Source organism: uncultured Planktomarina sp. (assembly GCA_943788425.1).
In the GTDB taxonomy this organism is placed as follows: domain Bacteria; phylum Pseudomonadota; class Alphaproteobacteria; order Rhodobacterales; family Rhodobacteraceae; genus Planktomarina.
Genome location: CALSQF010000001.1, coordinates 195328 through 210529, shown reverse-complemented (window position 1 = coordinate 210529; position 15202 = coordinate 195328). Strand labels below are relative to the sequence as shown.

Sequence of the window (15202 nt, the reverse complement as noted above, 5' to 3'; positions counted from 1 at the left end):
ATCTACCTGTTCTAGTTATAGCTATTCTAATTGGAGGCGTCTGTTTTGCCCACCTGTAACTCGTGTAAGAAATTTTCATTCGTTGATACTAAGGAATGTTTAAATTGCGGGAGTCTAAACTCGTCACAATCGAAACGCTTTTATGCGTTTGCTTGGATAATTAGTGGTGTCGTATTTTCTGTCGTTGTTTGGAGTTTTTGGGAAACATTTAAGTGATAAATTAATTTACCATTAACTCATTAACGTCGAAATCAGCATCGCTAAAGTCGGGCAGGGTGCGTACTAGGTCACTCAGAGGCGACCCCTCGACAGGTACGGCGTCTATACCGTTGTCTTTCAGAAACTGACGGGTGACATTCAGGTCTGATGATTTAGCCTCTGGGTCTTTGATGCGAAGTGGTAGGTTCTCTGCTAGCGTTTTATGCAGCGAAGCCATCATCTCTTTGTTTGTTCAACTTTAGCCGCCGCGCCACTAACTACACCAAAGTGGGACGCTGTTAAGTTGGTCATTTTATTATTACAAAATTGTGTTGATAAGGGGAAATGACCGTTGTTCCTACTCTCAGGGGTTGTCACACGCATGTGGCCTATGTTTTCGTTACTTAGTCCGTCTGCCTAAAGAGGCATGAAATCTGACCAGAGGAGGAGGTTACAATGAAAAGGATTATTGGTTCAATTTTTGTTTGCTTAATTTTGGCTACATCTGCGATGGCGAACGAAACATTGATATGGCCTCGCACAGCAAACGAACCCTTTCACCCCAATCCAGAAATAGTTTTAGCGCAGGGCAAAATACTTAGTACGCAACTAGATGATAATCGCACTGATAGGTATGTAACTGTGGTGAAATTTATAGTGACTTTTGACGATCTGATTTATATGTGTCGTCATATTGATTATCGCAGCGGTGATAATAGCGACATTTATTGTGTAAAATCGAGATCGGTTACGAATTAGGTTTTTTGGGCTTGGTAGTTCCGCCCAGCATCGCGTTATAACTGCCGCCAATATAGATAATTCGAAATTCGAAGCTGTTTTTTTGTCCATAGTTGGAGCATCTGGCTTTCTTTATGACTTCCTTGACCGTTATCTCTTTGCCATAGCGTTCCATCAGTTTCGTCACGGGAACATTCGGTGCGTGACCCCACTTATATTCAAATGAAAGATGGTTGTTTAATATGGTTTGGAGTTGGTCAGTTATAACAAGTATATGAAAGTAATAGAAGAAAAACTGATTTATAATTTAGTGTAGTTTTTGAGTTTATCTTATGCACAATTTTGAGAGTGAAAAAATGTGAATATAGAAATTAGGGAGGAAAAAGAGATGTCAATTCGATGCATAATGATGGGTTCTTATAACGCAGAGGGCGCTAAGGGTATAATTGGTGGCTCTGACCGGATGGCTGCAGTCAAAACGGTTGCTGAAGCCGCTGGTGGTAGCGTTAATTTTGCAAGTTTTATGCGTGGTAGAATGGACATTATTGTTGATTTTAATGTCCCTGATGCTGCGACAGCGATGGGTGTTATGGCTGCAGCTCACGCATCTGGTACTTTTGCAAGTTTAGAAGTTCATGAGTGTATCGATAACGGGCCAGTAGTAGCAGCGGCGCAGCGTATTATGAAGGCATACGTGCCAGCTAATGCTTAACAAAACGATATGCCTTCTTTTAATGCGATGGCCAAGTTTGTAGTGTATAGTAAATGGTTTTGGAAAGATGGTGTGCCTGAGGATGCTTTTGTCCAAGATTGGTTGCGCGGCCGCAAGCCAAATATGATTGCTGAGGATACTGTCTTATTCAAGGTTGACGATAATCATCATGGTTCTGTTACGACTTATGCAAATGAAGCTGATTTCAAAAAAGAGCGTGTTTCCGTTCTGGAGGAACGCAAAAGAAATCATGAAGAGGGCGCTCAATTAATTGATGAAAATATAGGGTCTGTAGTGGATCAAATGTCTGGGCTTTAAATCGATAAAGCGACGCATGCCTAAATAAATCTGGTGGGGGGATACCCCCCGCCAGACTGCTCATTTTTTCTTTGGTAAATGACCTACTTTTTTACCTTAAGTTCCTTTGCCTTTTGCCATCCTAATCTTCCTGTAAAGTACGCCTGAAGGGCCCTTTTTTATTTTACTTTAAGTTTTTCGCTTAACTCATTCAAGAATTGATAATATCTGCAAGACGTGCAGCAATCGTCCCCATCGTATTTGGATTGGTGTGAACATATTTCATCGTGCTCGAGGGGTCTTTGTGACCAAGCATAGCGCCAATTAACAGATGATTAATGTTCATCTCGTTAGCCATCACGGTAGCTGCGGTATGGCGGGTACAATGGAAAACAGCAGACTTGTCGCCATCACAAATATTTAGCCTGATATTTTTCCAAGCATAATAATGTGCACCCTCAATAAACATGGTCTCTGCGTTCCAGTTTAACGCTTCAAATGCGTTAAAAGCGTCATCGCTAAGTGGAACGTTTCGGCGGTCTCCGTTTTTCGTGTGAGTTAAACGTACATGACGGACATCATTTATGAACACCACGTCCTTTTGTCGAACACGCAATATCTCACTGAGGCGCATTCCTGTATTGATACCGATGTTAAACATTGGCAGCAGCCATGCGTGTTTGTGGCCAGCCAGATATTCTCTGATTTGTTTGACTTCAGAGCGGCTATAAAAGCGCACACGCTGGTTCTTAACTTTAACAAATTTGATGTTTGGAATTTTTGGTAGGTCCAAATAATCTTTGGCATAATTAAAGAACCTGCTCAGGGCTGAACGATAATGATTGATAGTATTGTCTGATATACCTCGTGTCTCTTTTAGCCAGCGGCAGAAATCAAGTATGTCAGCCCCGCTGATTTCATCCAACCGTTTATCAGCATTGTCACCAAAATCTAAAAATACCTTCAGTTTTGCAGTACTTTCCTTATGGTGCAGGTCAGTTGTGTCCCAAATGTAGGCAGCATGCTTGTTCAGAAAGTTTGTGATGTTTGTCATTGTCTGTCTCCAAATCTATTGAAGAAAGCAAAAATCCGTTCGACTAGGTGATTTTTGAGTCGGCGAACCCTGGGTACCCTTGCAGGTACAACGGATTTCGAATCCGTCCCGTTCGACCACTCCGGCACCTCCCCAAACCATACAGTTCAGACTGTCTGAGATGTCGAGATAATCAAGAATTTCGCCGATTGTCCACCGGGTCGCGGCGGCAAATTTGCGACGCGGCTCACACGGCCCTCTCGTATCCAGGCGGCGGCCTTTTCGGCGATCATCAGGGTGGGGGCATTGGTGTTGCCGCTGGTGATGGTTGGCATGACGCTGGCATCGACCACGCGCAGCCCTTGCACGCCTTTAACACGCAGCTGCGGATCTAGAACCGCTGAGGGGTCGTCCATACGGCCCATTTTTACAGTACCTACCGGGTGAAATATTGTATTGGCGATATCGCCTGCGAGCCGTGCCAAATCTTCATCGCTTTGGTGCTGCACCCCCGGTTTAAATTCTTCTGGCGCGTAGTTCTGCATTGCCGGTTGCGCCATAATGCGCCGCGCTTGACGCAGGCTGTCGGCCGCAACTTGTCGATCTTCAGCGGTACTGAGGTAGTTTGGCATAATTTTAGGCGGATCTCGGAAATTGGCGGAGCTGATGTGCACCTTGCCACGGCTGGTTGGGTTGAGATTACAGACGCTGACGGTGATGGCGGGAAAATCATGGAGATCTTCGCCAAAGGCCTCTAAGCTCAAAGGCTGCACATGGTATTCGAGGTTGGCGTGGGGTCGGGCGGGATCTGAGCGGGTGAAGGCGCCCAATTGACTGGGGGACATGCTCATCGGGCCTGAGCGGTTCAGCAGGTATTCCGCACCGATTTTAAACCTCCCAAATAGGCTATTGGCCAGAGTGTTGAGTGTTTGAGTACCATTGACTTTGAACACCGCACGGATTTGTAGGTGGTCTTGCAGGTTTTCCCCCACCGGCGCATCGTGGATCACCTCAACCCCATGGGATCGCAGCAAATCTGCTGGACCAATTCCGGAGAGTTGTAGGATTTGTGGCGAATTGATTGCGCCGGCAGACAAGATCACCTCGCGCTTTGCTGTGACAAGGACAGGTTGCCCCCCGCGCATCACGCATAGGCCTGTACACCGCAGCTGGCCATCGTCTCCGCTGCACCAGGTGAGTTTTTTTGCCTGTGCTTCGGTCCAGATTGTCAAATTGGGTCGTGACCGTGCTGGGCGCAAAAATGCCTTAGAGCTGCTCCAACGCCAACCGGAGCGTTGATTGACGTCAAAATAACCGACACCGGCATTGTCACCGGCGTTGAAATCGTCGATTTTTTCAATCCCGGCCTGCTCGGCGGCATCGGCAAAACTATCCAGCACATCCCAGCGTAGACGTTGTTTTTCTATACGCCATTCGCCGCCGGAGCCGTGCATATCTGAAAATCGGCTGTTGTCCCCAGTCATCGGATCGGCGCCTTGATCTAGTCGGTAGTGATTCTCATGGGCTTTGAAATCGGCAAGTGCGTTGTGCCAAGACCAGCTGTCATCGTCCGTCAATGTCGCCCAAGCGTCATAGTCTCGCGCTTGGCCGCGCATATAGATCATGCCGTTGATCGAGGAGCATCCGCCCAATACCCGGCCGCGTGGATAGCGCTGTGTCACGATGGTTTAGGCCCGCGTCGGGTTCTGTGTGATACAGCCAATCTGTGCGCGGATTACCAATACAATATAGATAACCGACGGGGATGTGAATCCACGGGTAGCTGTCTGTTTTGCCCGCTTCGAGCAATAAGACCCGATGGTTTGGCTCCGCGCTTAGGCGGTTGGCCAGCAAGCAGCCGGCAGTGCCGCCGCCAATGATGACGTAATCGAAAGTGGCGGATGTCTCTGACATGGATCTTATCCCCGTTGGCTCGCAGGGGCGCCTGCGCGCCGCCCATGCGGTGCACCTTCAAGCACTCAGCCGAAAAATGCAATTGATCGTGCAACGGCGGTGGGCGGCCTAGGTCGGGGAAGGTTATTGCGAGCTTGAAATCTCAATTTTGCAGCCAATTTGCCGCGCGCCCCATTGCGGTCGTTGCGAAGCTGGTTTTAAGTCGAACCGGGATCATATGCCAAACCCGCGCGTTCGACACCGTGTCTTGGCCCGATCCATGAGTGTGGCGTAATGACCGGGACGGCTTTGACATGAGTGAAATATGGGCCGGAATGGCGGAGGCATTTCTGCTGATATGGTCCCTCGACGCGGACCTTATCGATATCACGCTAAGATCTTTGCAAGTGAGTTTGAGCGCATTGGTGATCGCCTCCGCTTTGGCTTTGCCTTTGGGGACTTGGTTGGCCATTCGCCGGTTCCGCCACCGCCGTTTTGTTATTGCCACTATGAATGCATTGATGGGCCTGCCGCCTGTCGTGGTGGGGTTGATTGTCTATTTGCTCTTGTCGCGCGCGGGCCCATTTGGTGTGTTGGGACTGCTGTTTACACCCGCCGCCATGATCATCGCACAGGTGATTATCATCACGCCTCTGATTGCCTCCATTACTCACCAAGCCATGCGCGAGCTTTGGTCGGACTATCATGATCTATTAATTTCCCTAAACACCACGCATGGCCAAAGAATTGCAACGCTCATTTGGGATGGGCGGCGCGCCTTGATGACCGCCGCCTTGGCCGGGTTTGGCCGGGCCATTGGGGAAGTGGGCGCCATTATGATTGTGGGCGGCAATATCGATCACGTCACACGGGTCCTAACCACGGCCATTGCTTTGGAAACGGGCAAGGGGGATTTCGCACTGGCCCTCGGGCTGGGCTTCGTGCTCATCGCTTTGAGCCTATGTGTCAATCTGGCCATTCATACTCTGTCGCGCACAGAACGGGAGGGCCGATGGTGAGCCAAGACCTTTACGCTCAATTGCATGGCGTGGTGGTGAAGACGCCGCGGCAAGGCTGTTCTGGGGCCGCTTGATCTTGATCTGTCCGGCGGCGGTTTCACGATTGTTCTGGGACCGAATGGCGCGGGAAAGACCACGTTGCTCAAGGTCTTGCATGGGGTTGATCGGCTCACCAGCGGCTCTGTCAGCTGGACTGTACCGGCCAAAACGGTGCGGCAGGGTCAAGCCTATGTCTTTCAACGCCCAATTATGCTGCGGCGCTCGGTTCGGGCGAATTTGGCCTATCCTTTGCAATTGTTGGGCTTGCCGAAAGCGGAAATTTCCGCGCGTGTGGCGCATTGGGCGGCGCGGATTGGGCTCAGCGCAGAGCTCGATGTTCCGGCGCCGCGCTTGTCCGGCGGCGAGCAACAAAAACTTGCCCTTGCACGCGCCTTGATCCGCCGGCCAGATACAGTGTTCCTCGATGAACCCTGCTCCAATCTGGATGGGCGCTCGACCCGTGAGATTGAAGATATCTTATGCGACGCAAGCGCGGCCGGCGCGCGGATCATCATGACCACCCACGACCTCGGCCAAGCCCGCCGCCTTGCGGATCGGGTTTTATTTCTCAATAAGGGGCAGGTGGAAGAGCAGGGGCCGGCTGATCGCTTTTTCGCTGCGCCCAAATCACCCGGCGCTATCGCCTTTTTGAATGGGGATATCATAGAATGATCCGCGCCATATTGATCGCTCTCACCATTGCGGGAACGGCGGCTTCTGCCGAGACTTTGCGGCTTGCCGCCACGACAAGTTTCAACAATTCCGGCCTATCGGACGTGCTTTTGCCGGCCATTGCACAGGATATTGGTCTGGACGTGCAGCTTTTGGTGGTGGGGACCGGGCAGGCCATCCGGCTTGGGCAGTCCGGCGATGTGGATGCTATTCTCGTACATTCCAAATCTGCCGAGCTGGCCTTTGTGGCTGCGGGTTACGGCAGCCACAGGCGCGAAATCATGTATAACGACTTTGTTCTGATTGGCCCATCGGGCGATCCCGCGCAGGTGCGCGCGGCCACATCGGCAATCGAGGCCCTTCAGAGCATTGCATCGGCTCAAGCGACCTTTGTCAGCCGCGGAGATGACAGCGGCACGCATCGAAAAGAGATGGCGCTCTGGGCTACGGCAGATCACGACCCAGCAGATTTTGCCGCATGGTACAGGGAGGTCGGTGCGGGGATGGGGGCCAGTCTGAACAGCGCCTCAGCCATGAATGCCTATATTTTGGCAGATCGGGCCAGTTGGTTGAACTTTGGCAATAAAGGCGATCTTAGCCTGCTCTTTGCCGGTGATCCTGCCTTGTTCAATCAATATTCTTACCTGCCGGTTAACCCAGAACGCCATGCGCATGTCAAAGCGCAAGCGGCTCAGGCCTTGGAAAATTGGTTGGTCTCACCGCGCGCCGAAAGGATCATCAACGGTTATGAAATTGGCGGTGAAGCGCTGTTTGTATTCAATGCCCGTCCTTAGGGCCCTGTGATGACCTCTTACACGGTATTGTTCATTTCGGCATTAATGGCCGCAACTATTTTACCGATGCAATCGGAGGCAGTCTTGGTCGGACTTTTGGTTGCCGGTCAGAAACCTGTTGCCTATCTGCTCATTATCGCCACATTGGGCAATGTACTGGGGGCGGTGATAAATTGGGGTTTGGGACGCGCACTTCGCCGCTTTGAAGGGCGGTCTTGGTTTCCAGCTTCTCAAGAGCAAATGCAACGCGCGCAGAGGTGGTATCTGCGCTACGGTAGGTGGTCTTTACTGGCGAGCTGGCTGCCGATCGTTGGCGATCCGATTACGGTGGTGGCAGGCGCGCTGCGGGAAAGTTTTTGGCCGTTTGTGGCTTTGGTTACATTGGCAAAGGGTGGTCGGTACATCGTCTTGGCGGCGATGACTGTGCCGTGGCTTTGATACGATAAGGGCAGGTGGTGATGGCAATTTTGGAAACACGGGCGTTTGGCCTGATCGCGGCCATGGCTACGGTCACGATTTGGGCAGGATTTATGCTCATCACCCGATTTGCGGTGCAAAGCGATTTCACGATAGAAGAGCTCTTGGTGTTGCGGCTGTTGCCCGGCGCCATTGTCATGCTGCCATGGATGTGGAAGCTGGGCGTCATGCCCCCAAAGATGGCTTGGCCCCGCGCGGCAATGCTGATGGTCGGCGCCAGTGCTGTTTTCCCCTATGTGGTCTCCAAAGGCCTTGCCTTCGCGCCGGCCTCTGACGGCGGGGCATTGGCGCCGGGGATGTTGCCATTTTGGGCCGCTGTGGCCGCCTATGCCTTGGCTGGCGAAGTGCCGGGGCCGCGCCGTCGGGCCGGCCTGGCGATGATCCTGCTGGGGGCGCTGCTCGTCAGTCTTTGGCCCATCCTCAAAGGTGGCAGCGATGGCGCTTGGCGCGGGCATTTGATGTTTCTGAGCGGCTCTGGCCTTTGGGCGATATATTCCGTGGTGTTTCGCCAAAGTGGTCTGAGCCCGATGCAGGGTTTGGTGATCGGGCTGTTTTGGGGCACTTTGGCCGCGGTACCGGTGCTATTTCTGAGCGGAAACGTCAGTTTTTCCAGCGTGCCTTGGCCGGATATTTGGATCATGATCATCATTCAAAGTTTCATCATTGGAATATTGGCGATGGTTTTATTTAGCTATGCGGTGAAACTGCTTGGCGCGGCGCAATCCTCTGCCTTTGGGGCGTTGACCCCTTTGATGGCACTTATGGGAGGTGTGTGGTTTTTGGGGGAAACCGTCACACCTCTAAAGGTTTTTGGGGTGATCCTCGTGGCGGTGGGGGTGTTTCTTGCGTCGGGTATTCTGCGCAAAATTGCACCGCCGTCGGCCTAGGTGATGCGCCTACACCTGGCTTTTCAGATAGGTTTTATAGTCCTGCGGCGTATCAATATCATAAGATCCAGCTCGGCGAGAGCTGGTAAATTCGTGTAAAGCTGATTTGAACTTGGCGATCACCGGTTGTGCGCCAACATCCCCGGAGATCTGAGCAAAAGCGGGAAACGTGTCCCGGTGAAACAATGTTGGATGCGCTGGTTTTCCGTTTGGGCTAAGTGAGCGCCAGATCAAGCAGTCAGAATACTGCCGTCTGTGTTCAAAGAGCTGCGCAAAATCTACCGGGGCAAGCTCCGGTAAATCTGCCAGAACCACGCAGAGATGTGTGACCGTCGGGGGGAGATCTGCCACGGCCGCGCGCAGGGTGCCGGACAGTCCTTCGGCGCTGTCTGGGTAGCTTATCTTGCGCAAAGGCAAGTCTTTCAAGGCTTGCCATCTTGGGTGCGGCTCTGGCGGCAGAGCCACAAGCGTGGGCACAGAGACCTCTAGCACACGCTTGGCCATATGGCGCAAAAGTGGGCGGCCGTGCAGGGGCAACATGAGCTTGTCATCGGGCGCCATACGCCGCGAGGCTCCAGCGGCACAGATCAAGATCTGCGGCGCGAAAGTGGTGGCATCAACAGTTATAACAAGGGCTCCAACAGACGTTTGGCAGGACGCAATTGGCCTAGAATTTCAATTTCAGCCTGCAAGTCATCCGTCACCTCAGCGCGGGGCACCAAGGCAAAGGCGATGGATTTTTCGGCATGATGCGAATAGCCGCCGGAGGTGCAAAATCCCTGAACCGTTCCGTTGATAAACACCGGCTCATAGGCCACGGCGTCCGCATCATGCGCGTCCACTTCGAAGATCACCAATTGACGCTCTGGCGGGGTGAGACGTTCGGCTTCCGCAGCGCTACGTCCGATGAAATCCACATTTTTGCGGAAGGCTTATGAACCGATCAAGACCGGTTTCAGCGGCGGTGTAATCGGGTGAAAATTCCGAAAGCCAAGAGCCGAAGAAACGATCCAAGCGCAGGGACATCATCGCGCGCATGCCGAAAGGGGTCATGCCATGCGGCTTCCCGGCTTCCCATAGTCTGTCCCAGAGCGCCCTTTGGGCCATGGGGTCACAATAGAGCTCAAAGCCATGATCGCCCGTATAGCTCACCTGTTGCACAAGACAGGCTGTGGCGCCGACCACCAGCTCTGTGACATCAAGGAACTTAATATCGGCCACATTGGCCGTGGTGCAGGCCTGCAGCACCTCTGCCGCCTTCGGCCCGGCAATTTGAAAGCCAGTGCGTTGATCGGAGATGTTTTGCAGCGTGACGCCAGGCTCCATATTCTGTTCGAACCAGCGCTGGTGATAGGCCTGACTGCCGTAGCTGGCGGTCAGTTGGAACAGGCCTTCGCGGATACAAGAAACGGTGAAATCACCGATAAGCTTACCCTTTGGCGAAAGCATGGGCGTGAGCGAGAGGCGGCCGGCTTGCGGAATTCGCCCCGCCATGATCCGGTCGAGCCAGGCGCGTGCATGGGCGCCACTGACCAAGAATTTTGAGAAATTATGCACTTCATTGATGCCAACGCCGCGGCGCACGGCCTTGACCTCGCGTTTCACCGCGCCCCAAGCGTTCGACCTGCGGAAGGAAGGGGTCTCAAAATCAGGCTCGCCATTTTGGGCAAAATAATTCGGCACTTCGAGCCCAAATTGCGCGCCCCAGACCGCGCCCATGGCGCTGAAATGGTCATACATCGGGGTGCGGCGCAGGCCGCGGGCGGCGGGCAGCTCTTCATTGGGGTAGCTGACAGAGAAACGCCGTTGATAATTCTCAACGACCTTTGGCACCGTATAGCCCGGCGTTATCCATGAGCCAAAGCGGGCGCAATCCATGGCGAAGACATCGCGCTCCGGCTCGCCTTCCACCATCCATTGCGCCAGCGTCAGGCCAACGCCGCCGCCTTGGCTGAAGCCCGCCATGACAGCACAGGCGGACCAATAATTGCGCATCCCGGGCACTGGCCCCACCAGAGGGTTGCCGTCGGGGGCGAAGGTGAAGGGGCCGTGGATCACGGATTTCACCCCGGCCTTTTCAAGCGCTGGGAACCGCCGATAGGCAAAGGCGATGCTGTCTTCGATCTTGTCAAAGTCATTGGCCAAGAGCTCGTGGCCAAAGTCCCAAGGCGTGCCGTTTACAGCCCAAGGACGGCAGGGCTGTTCGTAAAATCCGATGCAAAGGCCGCGACCTTCTTGGCGCAGATAGCTTTCTCCTGCGGGATCCATCACATGGGGATGCTCGCCGCCTGCGTCAATCATATCTGCAATCTGGGGAACCTCTTCAGTGACAAGATATTGATGCTCCATCGGTAAAAGTGGGAAATAGACGCCCGCCATGGCGCCCACCTCACGCGCCCAAAGGCCGGCGGCATTCACAATATGCTCTGCGTGCACAGTGCCTTTATCTGTCACCAGATCCCAAGTGCCATCGGCGCGCTGCGTGGTGGAGAGGACTTTGCAATGGGTCTCAATATGCGCCCCGCCCATTCTGGCGGCCTTAGCATAGGCATGGGTTGTGCCCGATGGGTCGAGATGCCCATCAAGCGGATCATAAAGCCCGCCGATGATCCCCTCAATATTGGTCACCGGGGCTATTTTTGCGATCTCGTCAGGGCCGATGATCTCTGTCTCTAGCCCCATATAGCGGTGTTTGGCCCGCTCTGCGACCAGCATATCAAACCGATCTTGATTGTCTGCCAGCGTCACGCCGCCCACATGATGCAGACCACAAGACATGCCAGTGATTGCCTCAAGTTCCCTGTAAAGCTTGATGGTATAGCCCTGTAGCGCCGCCATATTGGTGTCACCATTGAGCGTATGAAATCCGCCGGCCGCATGCCAGGTGGACCCCGAGGTCAACTCAGAGCGTTCGAGCAGCATCACATCAGACCAGCCAAGTTTGGTCAGATGGTACAAAACCGAACATCCGACGACGCCTCCGCCGATAATTGCGACTCGGGTGGTGGTTTTCATGATAGGTCTCCTGCTGCTGTGTTGGGAAGATTATGGCGGGGATAGGGGTAAAAGAATAGCAGTTCCCGACATAAAACGGCCAAAATTTTCGGAGGCGGCCATGGAGCTCGGTTTGAATTGTCCGAGAAGTGATCAGATGGTTCAAATCAGACATAGGATGTCGCCTTGGGGCAATGGTCATCCCGAGGCATTGCCGATACTCTATGCGAGAGAATTTAAGAAAGTGCCGAAAATGCGGACCCATGCTCAAGCAGTTGTAATCGGTGGCGGTGTCATTGGTTGTTCTATACTTTATCATCTGACCAAATTGGGCTGGAGTGATGTGGTTCTTTTGGAACGCGACGAGCTGACGTCCGGTTCGACATGGCATGCGGCGGCGAATATTCATGGGCTACATGACAGCACCAATATCAGCCGTATCCAACACTACACGATGAACCTTTACAATGAGCTGGAAGCCGAGACCGGACAAAGCTGCGGCGTGTTTCAGCCCGGAAGCCTATATCTGGCCCAAACAGAAAACCGTGAACATCAGCTGCGTCTTCAGGCGGCTAAGGCCAAATTCTACGGCATGAACTTTCACGAGGTCAGCCGCGAGGAGGCGAAGCGGCTGCATCCTTTGGTCAATTATGACGGGGTGCGCTGCATCATGTTTGAACCTGATGGCGGCAATGTCGATCCCTCAGGTGTCACCCATGCCTATGCGGCCGGCGCGCGGGCGCGGGGTGCGGAAATTCATCGTTTCACCCCGGTGATGGGCACAGAGGCCCAGGCCGATGGCAGCTGGATTGTGCGCACCCCGAAGGGCGACATTCACACGCAATGGGTGGTGAATGCCGCCGGTCTCTGGGGGCGAGAGGTGGCCGCGATGGCCGGCATTACCTTGCCGCTTCAGCCAACAGAGCATCAATATTTCGTGACCGAAACCATTCCAGAGGTGGCCGCGATGAGCCAGCGCCTGCCGTCGGTTGCGGATCGTGATGGCGAATATTATCTGCGCCAAGAGGGGCAGGGGCTTTTGATTGGCGCCTATGAAAAGGATCTGCGGTTTTGGGCCGAAGAAGGCACGCCGCTTGATTTCGCCCATGAACTTTTTGCCGATGACCTAGACCGGATCGAAGACAATATGATGCGTGCCATTGATCGCGTGCCCGCCGTAGGCACAGCTGGGATCAAACGCGTGATTAATGGGCCGATGATCTGGTCACCCGACAGCAATGTATTGTTTGGCCCGCATCCCGATCTGACAAACTATTTCTGCTGTAATGGGATCATCCCTGGTTTTAGCCAATCGGGCGGTATGGGTTTGATGTCGGCGCAATGGATGGTGGAAGGCGAAAGCCAATATGATATGTTCGCTTGGGATGTCGCGCGTTTTGGCGACTGGGCCGATAAGGCCTTTACCAAGGCGCGGGTGGGCGACCAATATGCCAAGCGTTTTGCGATCCATTTTCCCAATGAAGAGCGCGACGCTGGCCGGCCTCTCCGCACCCGTCCCGCTCATGCTTTGCAAACGGCCCTTGGCGGCGTGTTTGGGCTGAACTACGGCTGGGAGCATGTGCAGTGGTTTGCCGATCACCCCGGCGCAAAGGACACAAATGGCTTCACCCGGCAAAATTGGTTCGAGCCTGTGGGCCGCGAATGCCGCATGCTGCGCAATACGGCTGGGATCATAGATATTTCGAATTTTGCCAAATATCGCGTCTGTGGCGGGCAGGCGGAGGAGTGGCTTAACGCCGTCTTCGCCAATACGATGCCCAAGGCGGTGGGCCGCTCTTGCCTGACGCCTTTGATCGGTGTGCGCGGGGGGATTGCTGGCGATTTCACAGTGACGCGGTTGGCTGAAGATGAATTTATGATCATCGGCTCCGGCATGGCCGAACGCTATCATCAGCGGTTCTGGAAGATGGTTCCGATGCCTGCAGGCGTGAGCTTTGAAAGCCTGACCGAAGCGCTTTGCGGCTTTAATGTTGCGGGGCCAAAATCCCGCGCATTGCTGCAGCGTCTGACTAATACGTCGCTGGCCACTGAGGATTTCCCTTTCATGCGATCCAAGCGTATTGAGCTGGCCGGCGTGGATTGCGTCGCGCTGCGGGTCTCTTTCACAGGGGATTTGGGCTGGGAGCTACATTGCAAAACAGAAGACCAGTTGCGGCTCTATGAGGCCCTGCTGGACTGCGCAAAAGACTTTGATGCAGGCCCTGTCGGGGCCCGTGCATTAATGAGCCTTCGAGTGGAAAAAGGCTACGGCTCTTGGTCGCGGGAATATAGCCCGGAATATTGGCCGCAGGAGGTTGGTCTCGCGGGATTGATCAAGCTAGACAAGGATTTTCTGCATAAAGAGGCCTATCTGGCCATCAAAGATAAAGACCCGCGCGAGCGGCTTTGCATCGTTGAAATCCTGGCGCCAGATAATGCCGATGCCACGGGCGGTGAGCCCATTTTCGACAAGGCTGGAGCAGGTGTTGGACGGGTGACATCTGGCGCCAATGGCTATGGGGTGAATAAGTCCTTGGCGCTGTGTTACCTGAGAAATGTGAACGCGGGTGATGAGCTGGATGTTATGATCTTGGGAAAACGGCATCATGCGATTGTTCTGCCCGAAGCCCCCTTTGATCCCAAGGGGGAGAAATTGCGGGCTTAGCTCTAGATTGATCCGCCTTCGACCATAAAGTTTTGCGCCGAACAGGCAGCAGAATCGTCGGAGGCGAGAAACAGCACCATTCGGGCTACATATACTGGATCGATAGCATCGGGAAGGCATTGGCGATCAATTTGCTTAGCGAGTGCTTCGGGAGTGACCCAAAGCTCCTTTTGCCGCTCGGTCATAATCCAACCGGGCACAACTGTGTTGACCCGAATACGATGATCGCCCAGGTCGCGCGCCATGGTTCGGGTCAGCCCGTGCACCGCTGCCTTGGCAGTGGTATAGGCTGGAAAGCCGCCACCGGCTTCCCACCATGAGTTCGACCCCATGTTTATAATAGAGCCACCGCCAGCCGCGATCATGTCATCGGCCACTGCTTGAATGGCAAAAAACATATGGCGCAGATTGTTGTTTTGCCGCTCATCCCAATACTCTGGGGTCACGCTGCGCCAATCATGCCGATCATCTCTTGCAGCATTGTTGACCAAAACCTGCGCTGGCCCCAGCTTTTTTTCCAAATCGGCGAAAGCGGTTTTGAGCGCCTCAATGTCGCGTAGATCACAGGGTGCGAAGCTATGCGTGCCGTCTAGCTTGGCTAAAAGCGCCTCTGATCCTGTGATGTCCATATCAACGAATCCCACCTGTGCCCCCTGTTCGGCAAAGGTATTGACCAGCTCAGCGCCGATACCCGACGCGCCTCCTGTTATAAAGACGGTTTTGCCGCGCAGGCTGGGGTAATTGGCAAATCTTGAGGTCATTTCGGTCTCTTTTGTGGCTTGGA

Annotated in this window: 13 protein-coding genes and 2 pseudogenes; 9 read left to right on the top strand and 6 right to left on the bottom strand. The window is 53.6% G+C overall.

Features of this window, described 5'->3' with window-relative positions:
* Positions 1-220: 220 nt before the first annotated feature.
* Positions 221-439, bottom strand: coding sequence for a hypothetical protein (locus tag ABLW18_RS01050; RefSeq protein ID WP_347823034.1), 219 nt, complete (start codon positions 437-439; stop codon positions 221-223).
* A gap of 215 nt (positions 440-654) precedes the next feature.
* On the opposite strand from ABLW18_RS01050, the gene ABLW18_RS01045 reads away from it, so the two are divergent.
* The 3 genes from ABLW18_RS01045 to ABLW18_RS01035 all read left to right on the top strand — a co-directional run bounded on the left by ABLW18_RS01045 (position 655) and on the right by ABLW18_RS01035 (position 1966).
* A complete protein-coding gene (locus tag ABLW18_RS01045) occupies positions 655-957 on the top strand; it encodes a hypothetical protein (protein WP_347823033.1) in 303 nt (100 codons plus the stop codon).
* Between the two features lie 337 nt (positions 958-1294).
* Positions 1295-1648 carry a GYD domain-containing protein gene (locus ABLW18_RS01040; protein WP_271485937.1) on the top strand — a complete coding sequence of 118 codons (354 nt, stop codon included), beginning with the start codon at positions 1295-1297 and terminating at the stop codon, positions 1646-1648.
* A gap of 9 nt (positions 1649-1657) precedes the next feature.
* Entirely contained in the window at positions 1658-1966 is a 309-nt protein-coding gene (locus ABLW18_RS01035; RefSeq protein ID WP_347823032.1) for a hypothetical protein, read from the top strand.
* Between the two features lie 190 nt (positions 1967-2156).
* On the opposite strand, the gene ABLW18_RS01030 is transcribed toward ABLW18_RS01035, so the two are convergent.
* A complete protein-coding gene (locus tag ABLW18_RS01030) occupies positions 2157-2999 on the bottom strand; it encodes a site-specific integrase (protein WP_347823031.1) in 843 nt (280 codons plus the stop codon).
* 242 nt (positions 3000-3241) lie between these two features.
* Positions 3242-4892 (bottom strand): annotated as a pseudogene (locus tag ABLW18_RS01025) (GMC family oxidoreductase N-terminal domain-containing protein); the annotation flags it as partial.
* 293 nt (positions 4893-5185) lie between these two features.
* Here ABLW18_RS01025 and ABLW18_RS01020 point away from each other — a divergent pair.
* Genes ABLW18_RS01020 through ABLW18_RS01000 form a run of 5 tightly spaced genes read left to right on the top strand, consistent with a single transcriptional unit; the run spans position 5186 to position 8759 of the window.
* On the top strand, positions 5186-5890 hold the full coding sequence (locus tag ABLW18_RS01020) for an ABC transporter permease (protein ID WP_347823030.1): 705 nt from the start codon (positions 5186-5188) through the stop codon (positions 5888-5890).
* A gap of 60 nt (positions 5891-5950) precedes the next feature.
* Entirely contained in the window at positions 5951-6601 is a 651-nt protein-coding gene (locus ABLW18_RS01015) for an ATP-binding cassette domain-containing protein (protein WP_347823239.1), read from the top strand.
* Positions 6598-7395: a substrate-binding domain-containing protein gene (locus ABLW18_RS01010; RefSeq protein ID WP_347823029.1), complete on the top strand. Its 798-nt coding sequence runs from the start codon at positions 6598-6600 to the stop codon at positions 7393-7395. The genes ABLW18_RS01015 and ABLW18_RS01010 overlap by 4 nt, the downstream gene beginning before the upstream one ends.
* A gap of 9 nt (positions 7396-7404) precedes the next feature.
* Positions 7405-7833 carry a YqaA family protein gene (locus ABLW18_RS01005; RefSeq protein WP_347823028.1) on the top strand — a complete coding sequence of 143 codons (429 nt, stop codon included), beginning with the start codon at positions 7405-7407 and terminating at the stop codon, positions 7831-7833.
* Positions 7834-7853: 20 nt separating this feature from the next.
* Positions 7854-8759, top strand: a complete 906-nt coding sequence (locus ABLW18_RS01000; RefSeq protein ID WP_271519304.1) for a DMT family transporter — start codon at positions 7854-7856, stop codon at positions 8757-8759.
* Between the two features lie 9 nt (positions 8760-8768).
* Here the strand turns inward: ABLW18_RS01000 and ABLW18_RS00995 are convergent, their stop codons facing one another.
* Together ABLW18_RS00995 and ABLW18_RS00990 are read right to left on the bottom strand one after the other, a co-directional pair.
* Positions 8769-9350 carry a nucleotidyltransferase family protein gene (locus tag ABLW18_RS00995; protein ID WP_347823027.1) on the bottom strand — a complete coding sequence of 194 codons (582 nt, stop codon included), beginning with the start codon at positions 9348-9350 and terminating at the stop codon, positions 8769-8771.
* A gap of 32 nt (positions 9351-9382) precedes the next feature.
* Positions 9383-11774: pseudogene (locus ABLW18_RS00990) on the bottom strand (FAD-dependent oxidoreductase).
* 232 nt (positions 11775-12006) lie between these two features.
* On the opposite strand from ABLW18_RS00990, the gene ABLW18_RS00985 reads away from it, so the two are divergent.
* Positions 12007-14418, top strand: coding sequence for an FAD-dependent oxidoreductase (locus tag ABLW18_RS00985; RefSeq protein ID WP_347823238.1), 2412 nt, complete (start codon positions 12007-12009; stop codon positions 14416-14418).
* Positions 14419-14420: 2 nt separating this feature from the next.
* Here ABLW18_RS00985 and ABLW18_RS00980 read toward each other — a convergent pair whose 3' ends face one another.
* Complete coding sequence (locus ABLW18_RS00980) at positions 14421-15179, bottom strand: SDR family oxidoreductase (protein WP_347823026.1); 759 nt, start codon at positions 15177-15179, stop codon at positions 14421-14423.
* Positions 15180-15202: the final 23 nt, after the last annotated feature.

Coding starts and splice junctions, on each gene's coding strand:
- ABLW18_RS01045 (WP_347823033.1), top strand. CDS start 655: ATGAAAAGGATTATTGGTTCAATTTTTGTTTGCTTAATTTTGGCTACA.
- ABLW18_RS01030 (WP_347823031.1), bottom strand. CDS start 2,999: ATGACAAACATCACAAACTTTCTGAACAAGCATGCTGCCTACATTTGG.
- ABLW18_RS01020 (WP_347823030.1), top strand. CDS start 5,186: ATGAGTGAAATATGGGCCGGAATGGCGGAGGCATTTCTGCTGATATGG.
- ABLW18_RS01010 (WP_347823029.1), top strand. CDS start 6,598: ATGATCCGCGCCATATTGATCGCTCTCACCATTGCGGGAACGGCGGCT.
- ABLW18_RS01000 (WP_271519304.1), top strand. CDS start 7,854: ATGGCAATTTTGGAAACACGGGCGTTTGGCCTGATCGCGGCCATGGCT.
- ABLW18_RS01005 (WP_347823028.1), top strand. CDS start 7,405: ATGACCTCTTACACGGTATTGTTCATTTCGGCATTAATGGCCGCAACT.
- ABLW18_RS01050 (WP_347823034.1), bottom strand. CDS start 439: ATGATGGCTTCGCTGCATAAAACGCTAGCAGAGAACCTACCACTTCGC.
- ABLW18_RS00980 (WP_347823026.1), bottom strand. CDS start 15,179: ATGACCTCAAGATTTGCCAATTACCCCAGCCTGCGCGGCAAAACCGTC.
- ABLW18_RS01035 (WP_347823032.1), top strand. CDS start 1,658: ATGCCTTCTTTTAATGCGATGGCCAAGTTTGTAGTGTATAGTAAATGG.
- ABLW18_RS00985 (WP_347823238.1), top strand. CDS start 12,007: ATGCGGACCCATGCTCAAGCAGTTGTAATCGGTGGCGGTGTCATTGGT.